Origin of the sequence: Streptomyces niger, from assembly GCF_000718305.1 — a bacterium.
GTDB lineage: Bacteria > Actinomycetota > Actinomycetes > Streptomycetales > Streptomycetaceae > Streptomyces > Streptomyces niger.
The window spans coordinates 632,016-646,207 of record NZ_JOFQ01000008.1 but is presented as its reverse complement, the minus strand read 5'-3'; the positions used below and the strand labels follow the sequence as shown (position 1 = coordinate 646,207).

Genomic DNA, 14,192 nt, shown 5'->3' with positions numbered 1-14,192 from the left:
ATAATCGAGCCGATCGGTCGAATTTCGGCATGCCGAAATTGTTCCCGAGGGAAGGTCGTGCAGTAGTGGGTTGCCGCCGGTGCGGCGTGAGTGGCTGCCGCAAAACCGTTACGGCTGTGTGGCAACCCGGAGAACACTACGGACCGGGGTAGGCCGTGTCAACCGGGGTCCCGGCCCGTCCGACACAGCTGTGTCGGGGGTGTTCAGTCGAGGTCGGTGAGGCGCCCGTCCGCGTCCGGCTGGGCGTCCTCGACCCGGCGCAGCAGTCGGGTGAGGACATCGCCGAGGAGCCCCCTCTCGCGGGAATCGAGGTCCTGGAGGAGGTCCTCCTCGAAGACCGAGGCGAGGCGCATCGCCTCCAGCCACTTCTCGCGACCCTCGTCGGTGAGCTCCACGATCACCCGTACGCGGTTGTTCTCGTCGCGCTCGCGATTGACCAGGCCCTCGTTCGCCATGCGGTCGATGCGGTGGGTCATCGCGGCGGGCGTCAGACCGAGCCGCTTGGCGAGCTCGCCGGGGCCCAGGCGGTACGGGGCACCGGAGACCACGAGAGCCTTCAGCACCTCCCACTCGGCATTGCTTATCCCCAGCGTGGCGGTCTGCCGGCCATAGGCGACGTTCATCCGGCGGTTGAGGCGCTGCAGCGCGGAGACGACCTTCTCCACCTGCGGGTCGAGGTCCTGGAACTCGCGCTGGTAGGCCGCGATCTGTTCCTCGAGGCTCGGCTCGGCCGGGCTCTGGACCGCTTCTGAGGGCTCTGACATGCGGCGCAGTATGGCACGGAACGGATTGGCGTTGAAGTCCTTGGTCATGTACTCTTTAGCTTCGAACTTTAGAGTTGAAGTCTTCAGCTTGTGACTGTCCGGGACGGACTGGACACGTTGCGGCTCTCCTCTTCCTCTGAAGTCCGCCAGTGCTGGGGGGCACCTAGGCCTGCTCCGGGGGATCCGAAGCTCACACGCGCCTCACCCCGCCCTGCACGCGTACGTAATCGACGACCTTCTCGACCTAGGTAGGTGAGTGTGACCACCGCAATGGGCGCCGCGCTGCGCCGGATCCAGCTGGGCAACGCACTGAGCGCGTTCGGCAACGGCTTCACGGTCCCGTATCTGTACGTCTACGTGGCGAAGGTGCGTGATCTAGGTGCGAGTACGGCGGGGATCGTGCTCGCCATGCTCGCCGTCGCCGCCCTCGTCGTGCTGCCCTTCACCGGTCGTGCCATCGACCGGCGGGGTCCGCTGCCGGTGGCCGTGGTGGGCACGTTCGCCGCCGCTCTCGGTGCGCTGGGCCTCGGCCTGTCCACGAACGAGCCGATGGTCATCGCCTCGACCGTGGCGATGGGCGCGGGCATCGCGATCATCCAGCCGGCGCTGGCGACGATGATCGTGTGGTGCTCGACGCCCGTGACCCGGTCCCGCGCCTTCGCCACCCAGTTCTTCCTGAACAACCTGGGCCTGGGCATCGGTGGCCTGATCGGCGGCCTGCTCGTCGACGAGAGCGACCCGGCGAGCTTCGTGCGGCTGTTCGCCATCGAGGCCGTGATGTTCCTCGTGCTCGGCGCCGCCGTGGCGACCGTACGGCTGCCGAAGGCGCCCAAGGTCGAGGACGAGGTGCCGGTCGAGCCGCGCGCCGAGGGTGCCTGGCGGGCGCTGCTCGCCGACCGCCGGATGCTGTGGCTCTGCCTGCTCGGGTTCGTGCTGTTCTTCGCCTGCTACGGGCAGTTCGAATCGGGTCTCGCCGCGTACGCGACCGAGGTCACGCGCATCGAGCCGTCGACCCTGGGCATCGCGCTGGCGGCCAACACCGCGGCCATCGTGATGGCGCAGTTCGTCGTCCTGAAGCTGGTCGAGCGGCGCCGGCGCAGCCGGGTCATCGCGGTGGTCGGGCTCATCTGGACCGTGGCGTGGCTCGCCGCGGGGCTGTCCGGCCTGGTGCACGGCGCGCAGGCGGTGGCCACGGGGCTGCTGATCTCCACGTACATGCTGTTCGGCGTGGGCGAGTCGCTGCTGTCGCCGACGGTGTCGCCGCTGGTGGCGGACCTGGCGCCGAGCCGGCTGATCGGGCAGTACAACTCGGTCTTCGCCCTGGTGAAGCAGCTGGCGCTGGCGGTCGGGCCGGCCGTGGGCGCGCTGCTGGTCGGCCACGGCGCCGCCGCCCCGTACATCGTGATGCTGATCCTGTGCGCGCTCGGCATCTCAGCGCTGGCGCTGCGGCTGGGCCGGCTGCTCACCCCCGCGCAGGACAACCCGCGTGCCACGGCCACGCCGGTCGAGGTGCCGGTCAAGGACGAGGTCGCCTGCGTCGCGTGAGCGCCAGGAGCGTCCGGGGCCGGGTCCGTACTGCCGTACGGGCCCGGCCTCTTTGCTGTGCGCGGGGGTTCGGGTTCTCTGTTCGCGGGGACTCGGGCTCCCTGTTCGCGGAGGCTCGGGCTCCGGCGGCCTACTCGGTCGGCAGCGCGAACTCGCACCACACGGCTTTGCCGCCGCCCGGTGTGCGTCGGGATCCCCAGTTCGAGGCGATGGTGGCGATGATCGAGATGCCGCGGCCGGCCTCGTCGACCGGCTCGGCGCGACGGCGGCGCGGCAGGTGGTCGTCGCCGTCGGTGACCTCGACGATGAGCCGGCGGTCCGTACGCCGCAGCCGCAGCCGCATGGGCGGCGTGCCGTGCTGCAGGGAGTTGGCGACCAGCTCGCTCGCGGCCAGTACGCCGAGGTCGTGCAGCTCCGGTGAGAAGCGCCAGGAGGCGAGCACGCCGGACGCGAAGGCGCGGGCGCGCGGCGCCGCCTCCGTGCCGCCGTGCAGCTCCAGTGCGGCGTTGTGGAAGAGCTCGGCCTCGGGGCCGGTGCGGTCCGGGTGCTGCAGGACCAGGACGGCCACGTCGTCGTCGTGGTCGTTGGAGATGCCCAGGGAACGCAGCAGGCGGTCGCAGATGATGTCGGGGGCGCCGGTCGCTCCGGCGACGGCGTCCTCCAGCGCGGCGACGCCCTCGTCGATGTCCTTGTCGCGCCGTTCGACCAGGCCGTCCGTGTAGAGGACGGCGGTGGATCCGGGGCCGAGCGGGAGGCTGCCGGAGGAGTGCAGCCAGCCGCCCGTGCCGAGGGGCGGGCCGGTCGGCTCGCCGGCGCGGTGGACGGTGCCGTCCTGGTCGCGGACGAGGATCGGCAGGTGTCCGGCCGAGGCGTAGACCAGGCGGCCCTCGTTCGGGTCGTGGACGGCGTAGACGCAGGTGGCGATCTGGCTGGCGTCGATCTCCGCGGCGAGGCCGTCCAGGAGCTGGAGGACCTCGTGCGGCGGCAGGTCCAGCCGGGCGTAGGCGCGGACGGCCGTACGGAGCTGGCCCATGACGGCGGCGGCGCGCACCCCGCGGCCCATGACGTCGCCGATGACCAGCGCTGTCCGCCCGGCGCCGAGGGTGATCACGTCGTACCAGTCGCCGCCGACCGCGGCGTCGGTGCCGCCGGGGTGGTAGATCGCGGCGACCCGCAGGTCGTCGGGCTGCTCCAGCTCCTGCGGGAGCAGGGAGCGCTGGAGGGTGACGGCGGCCTCGCGCTGGCGGCGTTCCGCCGCGCGCAGCCGCTCGGCGGCCTCGACCTGGTCGGTGACGTCGGCGGCGAAGACCAGGACGCCCTTGTGCGGCGCCACGCAGGCGACCTCGGGGTCGGGGGCCGGGGTGCTGGCGGCCGCGACCTCGATGGGGGTGCAGGTGAACGTGTAGTAGCCGTCGCGGCTGAGGTCGGAGCCCGCGCCGCCGGGGACCTTGCGGGCCTTGACCGTACGGGGCTTGCGGCTGCGCAGCACCTGGTCCATCAGCGGCAGCAGGCCCAGTTCGGCGAGCTCGGGGAGGGCTTCGCGGGCGGTCAGGCCGGCCGGGCGGCTGCCGAAGACCTTGGCGTACGCGCCGTTGACGTACGCGATGCGGTGCTCGGGGCCGTAGACGACGGCCACGAGGGCGGGGATGGTGCCCAGGATCTCGTGGGCGGAGAGCGCGTCGACCGTGGGCGGCTGCGGGTCGGAAGCGGCGTGCCCTTCGGGGTGTCCGGCGCGGGCGGCGGGGACCGAGCCGCCGGCGGCTTCCGGCGGGCTGCCCGCGGTGTTCGTCGCGGTGTCCGTCGCGGTGCCCTTGGCGGGGGTCGCCGGCTCGGCGGCCTCGGCCCGGTCGGCGTCAGCGGCGTCGGCGGGCGGCGGGGCGGCGCCTGAGGGCTGCGCGGCCGAGGGGGTGGTTCTCCGGGAGGGCTTGGGGGACGACGCGTCCGGCGCCGCTCCACGGTCGGCGCGCGCCGCACGGCGCTGCGTACCGGGGAAACGGGCGCTCCAGCGAGTGAAGTTCACGGAGGTGTACCTCTTAGATCGCGACGCGGCGCCGAGCCGGTCCGGCGGCCGGGAAGTGCCTCCCGGCCGTTGGCCGGCGGAAGGTCGGGTGGGGGCGCGCCGAGCGCCCTCTGGCGTGATGCAGCAAACGTCCCAATTCCTCGCGCTTGTCACTCTTTGCAAATACGAGCCCACCCATGGTCACACGACCAGTGTGACCGACCGGACTGACATACGTCAGACGCCGGAGTGGCGGGTGGAGTTCCTGTCCTGCCGGAGCACCGCTCGTTCGACTGAACGCAACGGTGAACGTATGACCGACGACGGCATATGGTCCAGGGGTATGCCGCGGTCGGCGGCGCACGCGCGGTGCCGCACACCGTACGGGGGGCGCCAGGCCGCGGCGGGCGCCCGGCCCCGTAAGGACGTCAATCCCGCGCCGGCTGTGGCGTCAACTCGCTTCGTTGTGCCGTCCCGTGCCTGCCGCGAGCTCGAACTCCGCCCTCGGGTTCTCCAGGGACCCGAGCGAGACGATCTCGCGTTTGAAGAACGCGGCGAGCGTCCATTCGGCGAGCACGCGGGCCTTGCGGTTGAGGGTCGGGACGCGGCTGAGGTGGTAGGCGCGGTGCATGAACCACGCCGGATAGCCCTTCAGCTTCCGTCCGTACACGTGGGCCACGCCCTTGTGCAGTCCCAGGGAGGCGACCGAGCCGACGTACTTGTGGGCGTAGTCCTCGACGGGCTCGCCCCGTATGGCGGCGGTGATGTTCTCGGCGAGCTGCTTGGCCTGGCGCACGGCGTGCTGGGCGTTGGGCGCGCACTCCTTGCCGGGTTCCTCGGCGGTCACGTCCGGTACGGCGGCGGCGTCGCCGGCTCCCCAGGCGTGCTCGACGCCCGCCACCCGGAGGGCCGCGGTGCACTTCAGGCGGCCGCGTTCGTTGAGCGGCAGGCCGGTCGCGGCGAGGATCGGATGCGGCTTCACGCCCGCCGTCCACACGAGGGTGCGGGTCGGGAAGCGTGCTCCGTCGTCCAGGACGGCGACGCGGTTCTCGCACGTCTCCAGGCGCGTGTTCAGCCGCACATCGATGTTGCGGCCGCGCAACTCCCGTACGGCGTACTCGCCCATCTCCTCGCCCACCTCGGGCAGGATGCGGCCGGTCGCCTCGACCAGCAGCCACTTCATGTCCTCGGGAAGGACGTTGTGGTAGTACCGCACCGCGTACCGGGCCATGTCCTCCAGTTCGGCGAGCGCTTCGACGCCCGCGTATCCGCCGCCCACGAAGACGAACGTGAGCGCGGCGTCCCGGACGGCGGGGTCGCGGGTGGAGGAAGCGATGTCGAGTTGCTCCAGTACATGGTTGCGCAGCCCGATGGCTTCCTCGACGGTCTTGAAGCCGATACCGAAATCGGCCAATCCGGGGACGGGCAGCGTGCGCGAGATCGAGCCGGGCGCGAGCACCAGCTCGTCGTACTCCATCTCGACCCCGCCGGCGCCCTCCTCCTCCGTGGCCAGCGTCTTCATCGTGGCCGTGCGCTTGGCGTGGTCGACGCCGGTCACCTCGCCGATGACGACATGACACCGGTCCAGGACGCGGCGCAGGGGGACGACGACGTGCCGGGGCGAGAGGGAGCCGGCCGCCGCTTCGGGCAGGAACGGCTGGTAGGTCATGTACGGATCGGGGTCGACCACCACGATCTCGACCGTGCCGCTGCGCAGTTCGTTGCGCAGCTTCCGCTGCAGGCGGAGGGCGGTGTACATGCCGACGTAGCCGCCGCCGACTACGAGAATGCGCGCCGGGTGCTTCACAGAGGATCTCCTCGCGACGTCGCCCGTGGCCCGTGGGGTGCGTCCGGGGGCGTCGGTCCGGCCCCGGCGGAGCCACGATCGGATAGTCGTGTACCCGCTTCGGGACACAGCATTTCTCCATGACGCACCCCCGCTGCCTCTTTGTCCACAGGGAAGGCGAAATACGGACGGTGGGCCGAACCCGCGGTTGGAACCCTTCCTTCCACCGCTGTGGAATGAGCTCCGCAGGTCAGACGGGGGTACGAGATGGCGGGAGTGTACGGAAACCGGGCGGAACGGGCCCGTACTCCGTTCGAGGGGCGGACTGTACGGAACTGCCCCCTTCATTCTTGACCTGCGCTCAACTATGTTCGTACTCCGTCGGGGTGGGGGCTTCAGTTGCCGACCCCGGCAGTCAGGGCGGGGAGTCTCCGGGGGGAGACGTCATTACCGGGGGATCATCTATGCACATGCAGAGTTCTCATTGGCCGGCGGCGGTGGCGCCCGCCGGTGACCGGACCGGCGGCGTGAGCGAGGCAGGCGTGCCCGGCCGGACCACACCGCTCCGGGTGGACGCACAGCGCAACCTGGAACATGTTCTGCGAGCTGCCCGTGAAGTCTTCGGCGAGCTGGGGTACGGCGCGCCCATGGAAGACGTGGCCCGGCGTGCCCGGGTCGGGGTGGGCACGGTCTACCGCCGTTTCCCGAGCAAGGACGTGCTGGTCCGCCGCATAGCGGAGGAGGAGACCGCACGGCTGACGGACCAGGCGCGCACCGCGCTCGGGCAGGAGGACGACCCGTGGTCGGCCCTCTCGCGCTTCCTGCGCACCTCCGTGGCGTCCGGCGCCGGCCGGCTGCTGCCGCCGAGCATCCTGCGGGTCGGCAGCGGTGCCGCCGGTTCCGACGGGCTCGCGGAGGCACGGGTGCCGCAGCAGCGGTCCGCGCCGGAGCCCGCCGTGGCGCCCGGTGAGCTGCGCATCGTCGCCCAGCGCACATCGCCGGACGACGAGCCGGCACAGCCGCACTCCAACGGGCAGGGCCCGGAGGTGTCCGGGGCCGACAGCGGGGGCGCTCAGGCCCTCCTGGAGGTCGTCGGGCAGCTCGTGGAGCGGGCGCGCGAGGCCGGGGAGCTGCGCGCGGACGTGACGGTCTCCGACGTACTGCTGGTGATCGCGACGGGGGCGCCCTCGCTTCCGGACGCGGCGCAGCAGCAGGCCGCCTCGGCGCGGCTCCTGGAGATCCTGCTGGAGGGCCTGCGCTCGCGGCCGGTGGCCTGAGCGAGCGGACGGTTCGTACGACTCGTAACGACGTGGCCGGGGCGATGGCCCCGGCCACTGCCGTGCCACGAGCGGCACGGCACGCCCTTCCCCGAAGAGGGGAGCATGCCCCGGACGGATGGCTCCTAGAGCTGCTGCGCGGCAAGTCGCCCCGGATGAGTGATTGCGCCATACCTCCGTAAGTGTTCGGCCATCGTTATGGCAGTCTTTCGCGATGGTCAGACTGGCGGCGTGGTTCCGGGGGCCTCGGCAATGACATTTGAGGGGCGTGACGAGCGCGACGACCGCGGCGTCGGCGCTGACGGCGGCGCCGGTTCCGGCCGTGGTGCCGGTCCGCACACGAGCCGGCCGGAGACCGTACCGCAGCAGCGTCTGCCCGGCGCCGACGCGTCCGGGACGGCCGATCAGGCCCCGCCCGGCACGGAGACCGGCGCGCCCGGGACGCCGCCGTCCGACACCGAGCTGGTCGCCCGGATGCGCGCCGGTGACGACAGCGCCTACGAAGAGCTGTACCGCCGGCACGCGAAGGTCGTACGCCGCTACGCCCGCACCTGCTGCCGGGACGCGCACACCGCGGAGGACCTGACGGGCGAGGTGTTCGCGCGCACCTTGCAGGCGGTGCGCCGGGGCGCCGGGCCGAAGACCGCGGTCCGCGCGTACCTGCTCACCACCGTGCGCCGCGCGGCGGCCGACTGGGTCAGGACGGCCAAGCGCGAGCACCTGGTCGAGGACTTCGCGGTCTTCGCGTCCTCGGCGGCCGGCTCCTCTATGGACGACGACACGCTCGACCTCGGGGCGGACGTCCGCGCGATGCACGAAGCCGAGCGCTCCATGGCCGTACAGGCGTTCCGCAGTCTGCCCGAGCGCTATCAGACGGTGCTGTGGCACACGACCGTCGAGAAGGAGTCGCCGAGCGAGGTCGCGCCGCTCCTCGGGCTGTCCGCCAACGCCACCGCCGTACTGGCGCACCGGGCCCGTGAGGGCCTCAAGCAGGCCTACCTCCAGGCGCACGTGAGCGAGTCGCTGACGGCGGGTGGCGACTGCGCGCGGTACGCGGACCGGCTGGGCGCGTACGCCCGTGGCGGCCTGCGGGTGCGGGCCGAGCGCGGGCTGCGCAAGCACCTGGAGGAGTGTGCGCGCTGCCGGCTGGCGGCGCGCGAGGTCGCGGACGTCAATCAGCGGATCGGCGCGGTGCTGCCCGTCGCGGTCATCGGCTGGTTCGCCGCCGGGTACGCGGTCAAGGCGGCGGCCGGGGTCGTCGGAGCCGCCGGAGCGGGTGCTGCGGCCGGTACCGGCGCCGCCGCGGCCGCCGGGGCATCGGGACACTCCGCGGGCGCCGGAGCGGCCGCCGAGGGGCTCGGAACGCCCGCGAAGGTCGGCATCGCGGCCGGGCTCACGGTCACCGCAGCGGGGGTGGCCATGGCGCTGGCCGGCCTCCATGACCCGCCGAAGCCGCACGCCGCACCGCCCCCGCCGGCGCCGTCGTCGAGCCCGGTGCCGCACAAGCCGGCGCCGAAGCCCACCCCCGACCCCGAGTCGCCCACTCCGAAACCCGCGCCCCCGAAACCCGCACCCCCGAAGCCGGCACCGCCGGAGCCGAAGCCGACGCCGACGCCCGAGCCGGAGCCGCCGAAGCCGGCCCCGAAGCCCGAGCCGACGCCGCCCCCGAAGACAAAGCCCACGCCGCCCCCGAAGCCCACTCCCAAGCCGCCCGTGCCTCCGCCGCCGACGGCTCCGTACCCGGTCAACACCCTGGACTGGGACTTCACCGGCGACGACAGCAAGCCGGAGGTGCGCACCACGGAGAGCAGCTTCCTGTGGAAGCGCCGGAGCGGCGTCAGTATCGGCGGCAAGCACTACGCCCACGGTGTGACGACCCCCGCGCCCTCGTCGGTGACGATCGACCTCAACCGGGAGTGCACGGCCTTCGATGCCCTCGCGGGCGTGGACGACCTGGCTCTCGGGCGCGGCGCGGTGCGCTTCTCCGTGTACGCGGACGGGGTGCGGCAGTGGAGCTCGGGTGTGGTGCGCGGCGGCGAGGCGGCCGTCCCGGTGCACGTGCCGCTGAGCGGCCGTTCGACCCTGCGGCTGGTCTCCGAGCCGCAGACGCCCGCCGACACCCTGACGTTCAGCGACTGGGCACAGTCACAGATCAGCTGTCGGTGACCTCCCGGAGGGCCGCCGCGCGGACTGGAGGGCCGCCGCGCGGACGACGCCGACGCGCCCGTGAGGGGCGGGCAGGCGCAGTTCAGAGCGCCAGGCGCTCGACGCCGCTCGACACGGCGCGCTGCCTGGGGGCCGCGGTGCCCGTCCAGCAGGTGCCCCGGCGGGCGAGCAGGCGGCGCAGCCACAGCTCCGTGGAGACCAGCTCCGCCAGTCCGTCCAGCGGCAGCGGCGCGCCGTCGGCCGCGGCCCGCAGCGCCTTGCGCACGACGCGGGCCTCCACGAGCCCGGCGTCGGCGAGCAGCGGCGCGTCGAACAGCTGGATGAGGTCGTCCATGGCGGCGCGCAGTCCGGCCCGTACCGCGGCCGCGTGCGTCACGTGCGAGGTGGCGCCCCACCCGGGAGGCAGCTCGCGGATGCCGGCACCGGAGAGCACGGCGCGCAGTACCGCGGCGCGTGCCCCCGGTTGCACCCGGAGCGTGTCCGGGAGCGCACGGCAGGCCAGTACCACCTGGTTGTCCAGAAAGGGCGCGTGCAAGCGCTGGCTCCGCACCTCGGCGGCCTGCTCGAAGACCCGGTGATCGGCGGCGTGCCGGGCGAGCGCGGCACGCGCCCGACGCTCGCCGGGACGCCCGACGGCCGGGGCGCGGAGCGCCGCGTCGCTCAGCCGAACCGATACTTCAGCGAGCGCCTCGCCCGTGAGCCAGCGCGCGGCGGGGCCGGGCCGGCACCATGTGAGCGCCGCCAGCGAGGCGTCCACGGCGCTGCCCGCCACCGGCTCGTCGGCGAACTCCCGCCCCAGCAGTCGTCCGGCGGCCTCGGAGACCCCCGCCCCGTAGGACGTACGGGCCAGCCGGCGCGCGGCCCGGTAGACCGTGAACGGTATGAACACCGAGTGCGCCGCCGCACCGTCGGCCTTCGCCAGGGCCGTGACGGGCCGCAGCAGGTGCCGCCGGCGGCGGTCCAGCAACAGGTCGGCCAGGCGCGCCGGATGGGCGTCCAGGACCTGCCGTGCGCCGTGTCCCACGAAGTGGTCGGCGCTCCCGGAGAGCAGCCGCCTGCGGTGCCGTTCGGCGGCGACCATCGAGGGCCCCGGCTCGTCCGTGAGCGGGCCGGCGCCGAGGTCCGCGTACGGCAGCGCCTCCTCGCCCGCCGCGACCACCACGTGATGCAGCCGAGGGTTGTCGGCGATGCTGCGGGCGCGCTCCAGCTCGGCCTCCCGGTACGCGCCACCGGCGCTGGTGGCCAGGTCGTTGAAGGTCACCGCCAGCAGCCGCTCGCCCTGCCCGTTGAGCCGGCCCGGCTGTCCCGGCAGGCCGGCCGCGAGCAGCGCCAGCGTGCCCGAGGCGCTGCCGCCGGACAGGTCGGCGCCGATGCCGGGCGCCGGAGCGCCGCGGGCGGCCCGCCGGTCGGCGGGGCCCATGCCGGGCACCGGGCCGGGGTCCAGGCCGCCGGGAGAGCCCGGACCGCCGTGCGGGTCGGGCGCGTGCCGCGGAGCCGTCAGACGGGCGCGTACGGCCTCCACCAGCGCCTCCCGGACGCCGTCGACGGCCTGTTCGGGAGCGAGCTGGGGCGCGGAGACGGCGAGCGAATGGGTCTGCTCGTACGAGGTGATCTCGCCGGCCCCGCCGCGCAGCACGAGGGCGTGGCCGGGCGGGACCCGCCGCACTCCCGCGTACGGCGTCCCGTGGCCGAGCGCTTCGGGCGCGTCCGGGCAGGCCAGCAGCGCTGCGAGGTGCCCGACGTCGAGGCTCGCCCCGATCAGGTCGGCGAGCGGCAGTGCGGCGGTCGCGTAGGCCGTGCCGCCCGCCCACCGGGTGTGGAAGACCGGGCGGGCGCCGGCCAGGTCGCCCGTGACGGTCAGCCGCCGGCCGATCTGCGCGACGGCGGTGTAACTGCCGGGCCAGGCGGTGAGGTGGCGCAGCGCGCCGCCGCGCGCCGCCAACAGGCCCACCCGCAGCTGGTCGTCGGTCGCGCCGCACACCCCGAAGACCGCGATTCTCGTCTCGGGATCGGCCTGTACGACGCGTACCTCATCGGGGCGCCAGTCCCCGACCGCCCACAGGGGGTCCGGGACGCCCCACAGGAGTTGGGCGCCCACGGGGAGCACCGTGCGGCTGTCGTCGGTGAGGTCCGGGCCCGTGGCGGCACTGCTCCACCCCACCAACCAGCGCATCGCGGCCTCCCCGCCGTCTCCCCGTGGCTCCGTACGCCGGTCGCGGGGCGCTCGGCCGCCCCGTACGGCGCATGGCACAGCTGTTGTGCGGACCACTCTGCCACGACAGGAGCGGCGCGGAGGCGGCACGGGGGCGGCGTGTACTCGTGCCGCTGCACCCTCGGGAGCGCACTCACGACACCGGCGGCGAGAAATTGCCGGGTGACGATATTCAGCCAAAGTCCGTTCCGTACCGATACGTTGCGGAGGGGAGCACTCTCGGCGCAGACGCAGCGCACTCGGGGGCGGTCGGCGTGGCATCTGCTCCGTGCCGCGGACCGAACGGTCCGCCCGGCGGTCCCGTTCCCTTGCGTTGCGGAAGTGATCGCGACAGTCCGGGAGGTGGGACTCACCCCCCGGACCGGACCGCCACCCGCGGGGAATGAGGTGGCGGTGTCCCCCAGCCCACTGGATCCAGTGCAGCGGGCCGACCCACGCAGGACCCATGGAAACGTGCCCGCCACCCACCGACCAGCGCGCACGGACGGGCGCACGGCAACACGTACCCGGAGCACATGCCCACGCCCGTCCTCCCCTCCGGACATGAATCTCGCCATCCGGGACACCGGCCCTTAACGGTCGGGATTCAGCGAACTACTCTGGGTGGACGCATGCCCCGGGGAGTACGGGGTGGCCGTCGCTTGGTCGAGGGGTGCGCATGTCCAGGGATACTCGCGGGCCGAACGAAAAACTCGGCACCGTTCTCGCCCTCGCGGGGATCAGTAACGCCGGGCTCGCCCGTCGGGTCAACGACCTCGGTGCGCAGCGCGGGCTGACGCTTCGTTACGACAAGACGTCCGTCGCCCGATGGGTGTCGAAAGGCATGGTCCCGCAGGGTGCGGCGCCACATTTGATTGCTGCTGCGATCGGCAGCAAGCTAGGCCGCCCGGTGCCGCTGCACGAGATCGGCCTGGCCGACGCCGACCCCGCGCCCGAAGTGGGCCTGGCTTTCCCTCGGGACGTGAACGCCGCCGTACGGTCCGCGACGGAGCTGTACCGACTGGATCTGGCCGGACGGCGCGCGGGCGGCGGCGGCATCTGGCAGAGCCTGGCCGGTTCCTTCGCCGTCAGCGCGTACGCCACCCCCGCCTCCCGGTGGCTGATATCCCCCGCCGACAGCTCGGTGGCGCGCGGCGTCCCCGAAGCGGACACCGGACGCGGCGGCCCGCACGACACGGGGGCGGACACGGGGCCCGACGGCGGCCCCTCGGGCCCGGCCGCCGCACCCGGCGGCGTTCCCGGCGCCGTCTCCCTCGCCGCCAGGGACAGAACCGCCGGCAAGGACGACTCGAAGGAGGCGGCGGCCGGCAGCGATCCGCTGCCGCAACATGTCGGCCACAGCGACGTCTCCAAGCTGCGCGAGGCGGCCGAGGACGCCCGCCGCTGGGACTCCAAGTACGGCGGCGGGGACTGGCGTTCCTCGATGGTGCCCGAGTGCCTCCGGGTGGACGCGGCGCCATTACTCCTCGCCTCGTACAGCGACGAGGTGGGCCGCGCGCTGTTCGGGGCCACCGCCGAACTGACCCGGCTGGCCGGCTGGATGGCCTTCGACACCGGCCAGCAGGAGGCGGCGCAGCGGTACTACATCCAGGCGCTGCGCCTGGCCCGCGCCGCCGCCGACGTCCCCCTGGGCGGCTACGTCCTGGCCTCGATGTCGCTGCAGGCGACCTACCGCGGCTTCGCCGACGAGGGCGTCGACCTCGCGCAGGCCGCGCTGGAACGCAACCGCGGACTGGCCACGGCCCGCACGATGAGCTTCTTCCGGCTGGTCGAGGCGCGCGCCCAGGCGAAGGCCGGCGAGGGCCGCGCCTGCGAGGTCGCGCTCAAGGCCTCCGAGGGCTGGCTCGAACGGTCGCGGGAGGGCGATCCGGACCCGTCCTGGCTGGACTTCTACTCGTACGAGCGGTTCGCCGCCGACGCCGCCGAGTGCTACCGCGACCTGAGACTTCCGCGCCAGGTACGGCGCTTCACCGAACAGGCCCTGTCCCGCCCGACCGAGGAATTCGTGCGCTCGCACGGCCTGCGGCTGGTGGTGTCGGCGGTGGCCGAGCTGGAATCAGGCAATCTCGACGCGGCCTGCGCGGCGGGCACCCGCGCGGTCGAGGTGGCCGGGCGGATCTCCTCGGCCCGCACGACGGAGTACGTCCGCGACCTGCTGCACCGGCTGGAGCCGTACGGCGACGAGCCGCGCGTGGTGGAGCTGCGCGAACGGGCCCGGCCGCTGCTGGTGGCGCCGGTCTAGGCCCTGCCCTCGTCCGTCCCTGCCCTCGTCCGTCCCTGCCCGCCCCGGCCTGCCCCCGCGGGCGACTCGGGCGGGGGAGGGCAGGCTCGCGCTGCGGGTCCAAGGCGCGCGCGGGCCGGGGTCGTGTGCGACCTGTCGTGAGCCGGGCGCGCCGGTCGCACGCCCTGGGCGGGCGACCGTCCGCCCCGGGCAGCTGCGTGA

Annotated in this window: 8 protein-coding genes; 4 read left to right on the top strand and 4 right to left on the bottom strand. The window is 73.5% G+C overall.

The features are described 5' to 3' along the window. Positions 1-203 precede the first annotated feature (203 nt). Positions 204-764, bottom strand: coding sequence for a MarR family winged helix-turn-helix transcriptional regulator (locus IF20_RS19270; RefSeq protein ID WP_052866493.1), 561 nt, complete (start codon positions 762-764; stop codon positions 204-206). A 258-nt stretch (positions 765-1,022) separates the two neighbouring features. Between IF20_RS19270 and IF20_RS19265 the strand changes: the two genes are divergently transcribed. Further along, positions 1,023-2,309, top strand: a complete 1,287-nt coding sequence (locus IF20_RS19265; protein WP_052866400.1) for an MFS transporter — start codon at positions 1,023-1,025, stop codon at positions 2,307-2,309. Between the two features lie 130 nt (positions 2,310-2,439). Here the strand turns inward: IF20_RS19265 and IF20_RS19260 are convergent, their stop codons facing one another. Beyond that, entirely contained in the window at positions 2,440-4,329 is a 1,890-nt protein-coding gene (locus IF20_RS19260) for an ATP-binding SpoIIE family protein phosphatase (protein ID WP_052866399.1), read from the bottom strand. Positions 4,330-4,759: 430 nt separating this feature from the next. Then, positions 4,760-6,067 carry an NAD(P)/FAD-dependent oxidoreductase gene (locus tag IF20_RS19255; protein ID WP_052866492.1) on the bottom strand — a complete coding sequence of 436 codons (1,308 nt, stop codon included), beginning with the start codon at positions 6,065-6,067 and terminating at the stop codon, positions 4,760-4,762. A gap of 491 nt (positions 6,068-6,558) precedes the next feature. Here IF20_RS19255 and IF20_RS19250 point away from each other — a divergent pair, with 491 nt between their 5' ends. Both IF20_RS19250 and IF20_RS19245 read left to right on the top strand, forming a co-directional pair. Further along, the gene (locus IF20_RS19250) at positions 6,559-7,371 is read left to right on the top strand and encodes a TetR/AcrR family transcriptional regulator (protein WP_052866398.1); all 813 of its coding nucleotides are present in this window, start codon (positions 6,559-6,561) and stop codon (positions 7,369-7,371) included. A gap of 252 nt (positions 7,372-7,623) precedes the next feature. Beyond that, positions 7,624-9,537, top strand: a complete 1,914-nt coding sequence (locus IF20_RS19245; protein ID WP_052866397.1) for a sigma-70 family RNA polymerase sigma factor — start codon at positions 7,624-7,626, stop codon at positions 9,535-9,537. Positions 9,538-9,619: 82 nt separating this feature from the next. Here the strand turns inward: IF20_RS19245 and IF20_RS19240 are convergent, their stop codons facing one another. Beyond that, positions 9,620-11,710: an asparagine synthase-related protein gene (locus tag IF20_RS19240; protein WP_052866396.1), complete on the bottom strand. Its 2,091-nt coding sequence runs from the start codon at positions 11,708-11,710 to the stop codon at positions 9,620-9,622. 697 nt (positions 11,711-12,407) lie between these two features. On the opposite strand from IF20_RS19240, the gene IF20_RS19235 reads away from it, so the two are divergent. Continuing rightward, positions 12,408-13,991, top strand: a complete 1,584-nt coding sequence (locus IF20_RS19235; protein WP_052866395.1) for a hypothetical protein — start codon at positions 12,408-12,410, stop codon at positions 13,989-13,991. Positions 13,992-14,192: the final 201 nt, after the last annotated feature.

Excerpts from the sequence above, each read along its gene's own strand:
- IF20_RS19255 (WP_052866492.1), bottom strand. The coding sequence starts at position 6,067 with ATGTACACCGCCCTCCGCCTGCAGCGGAAGCTGCGCAACGAACTGCGC.
- IF20_RS19240 (WP_052866396.1), bottom strand. The coding sequence starts at position 11,710 with ATGCGCTGGTTGGTGGGGTGGAGCAGTGCCGCCACGGGCCCGGACCTC.
- IF20_RS19250 (WP_052866398.1), top strand. The coding sequence starts at position 6,559 with ATGCACATGCAGAGTTCTCATTGGCCGGCGGCGGTGGCGCCCGCCGGT.
- IF20_RS19270 (WP_052866493.1), bottom strand. The coding sequence starts at position 764 with ATGTCAGAGCCCTCAGAAGCGGTCCAGAGCCCGGCCGAGCCGAGCCTC.
- IF20_RS19235 (WP_052866395.1), top strand. The coding sequence starts at position 12,408 with ATGTCCAGGGATACTCGCGGGCCGAACGAAAAACTCGGCACCGTTCTC.
- IF20_RS19245 (WP_052866397.1), top strand. The coding sequence starts at position 7,624 with ATGACATTTGAGGGGCGTGACGAGCGCGACGACCGCGGCGTCGGCGCT.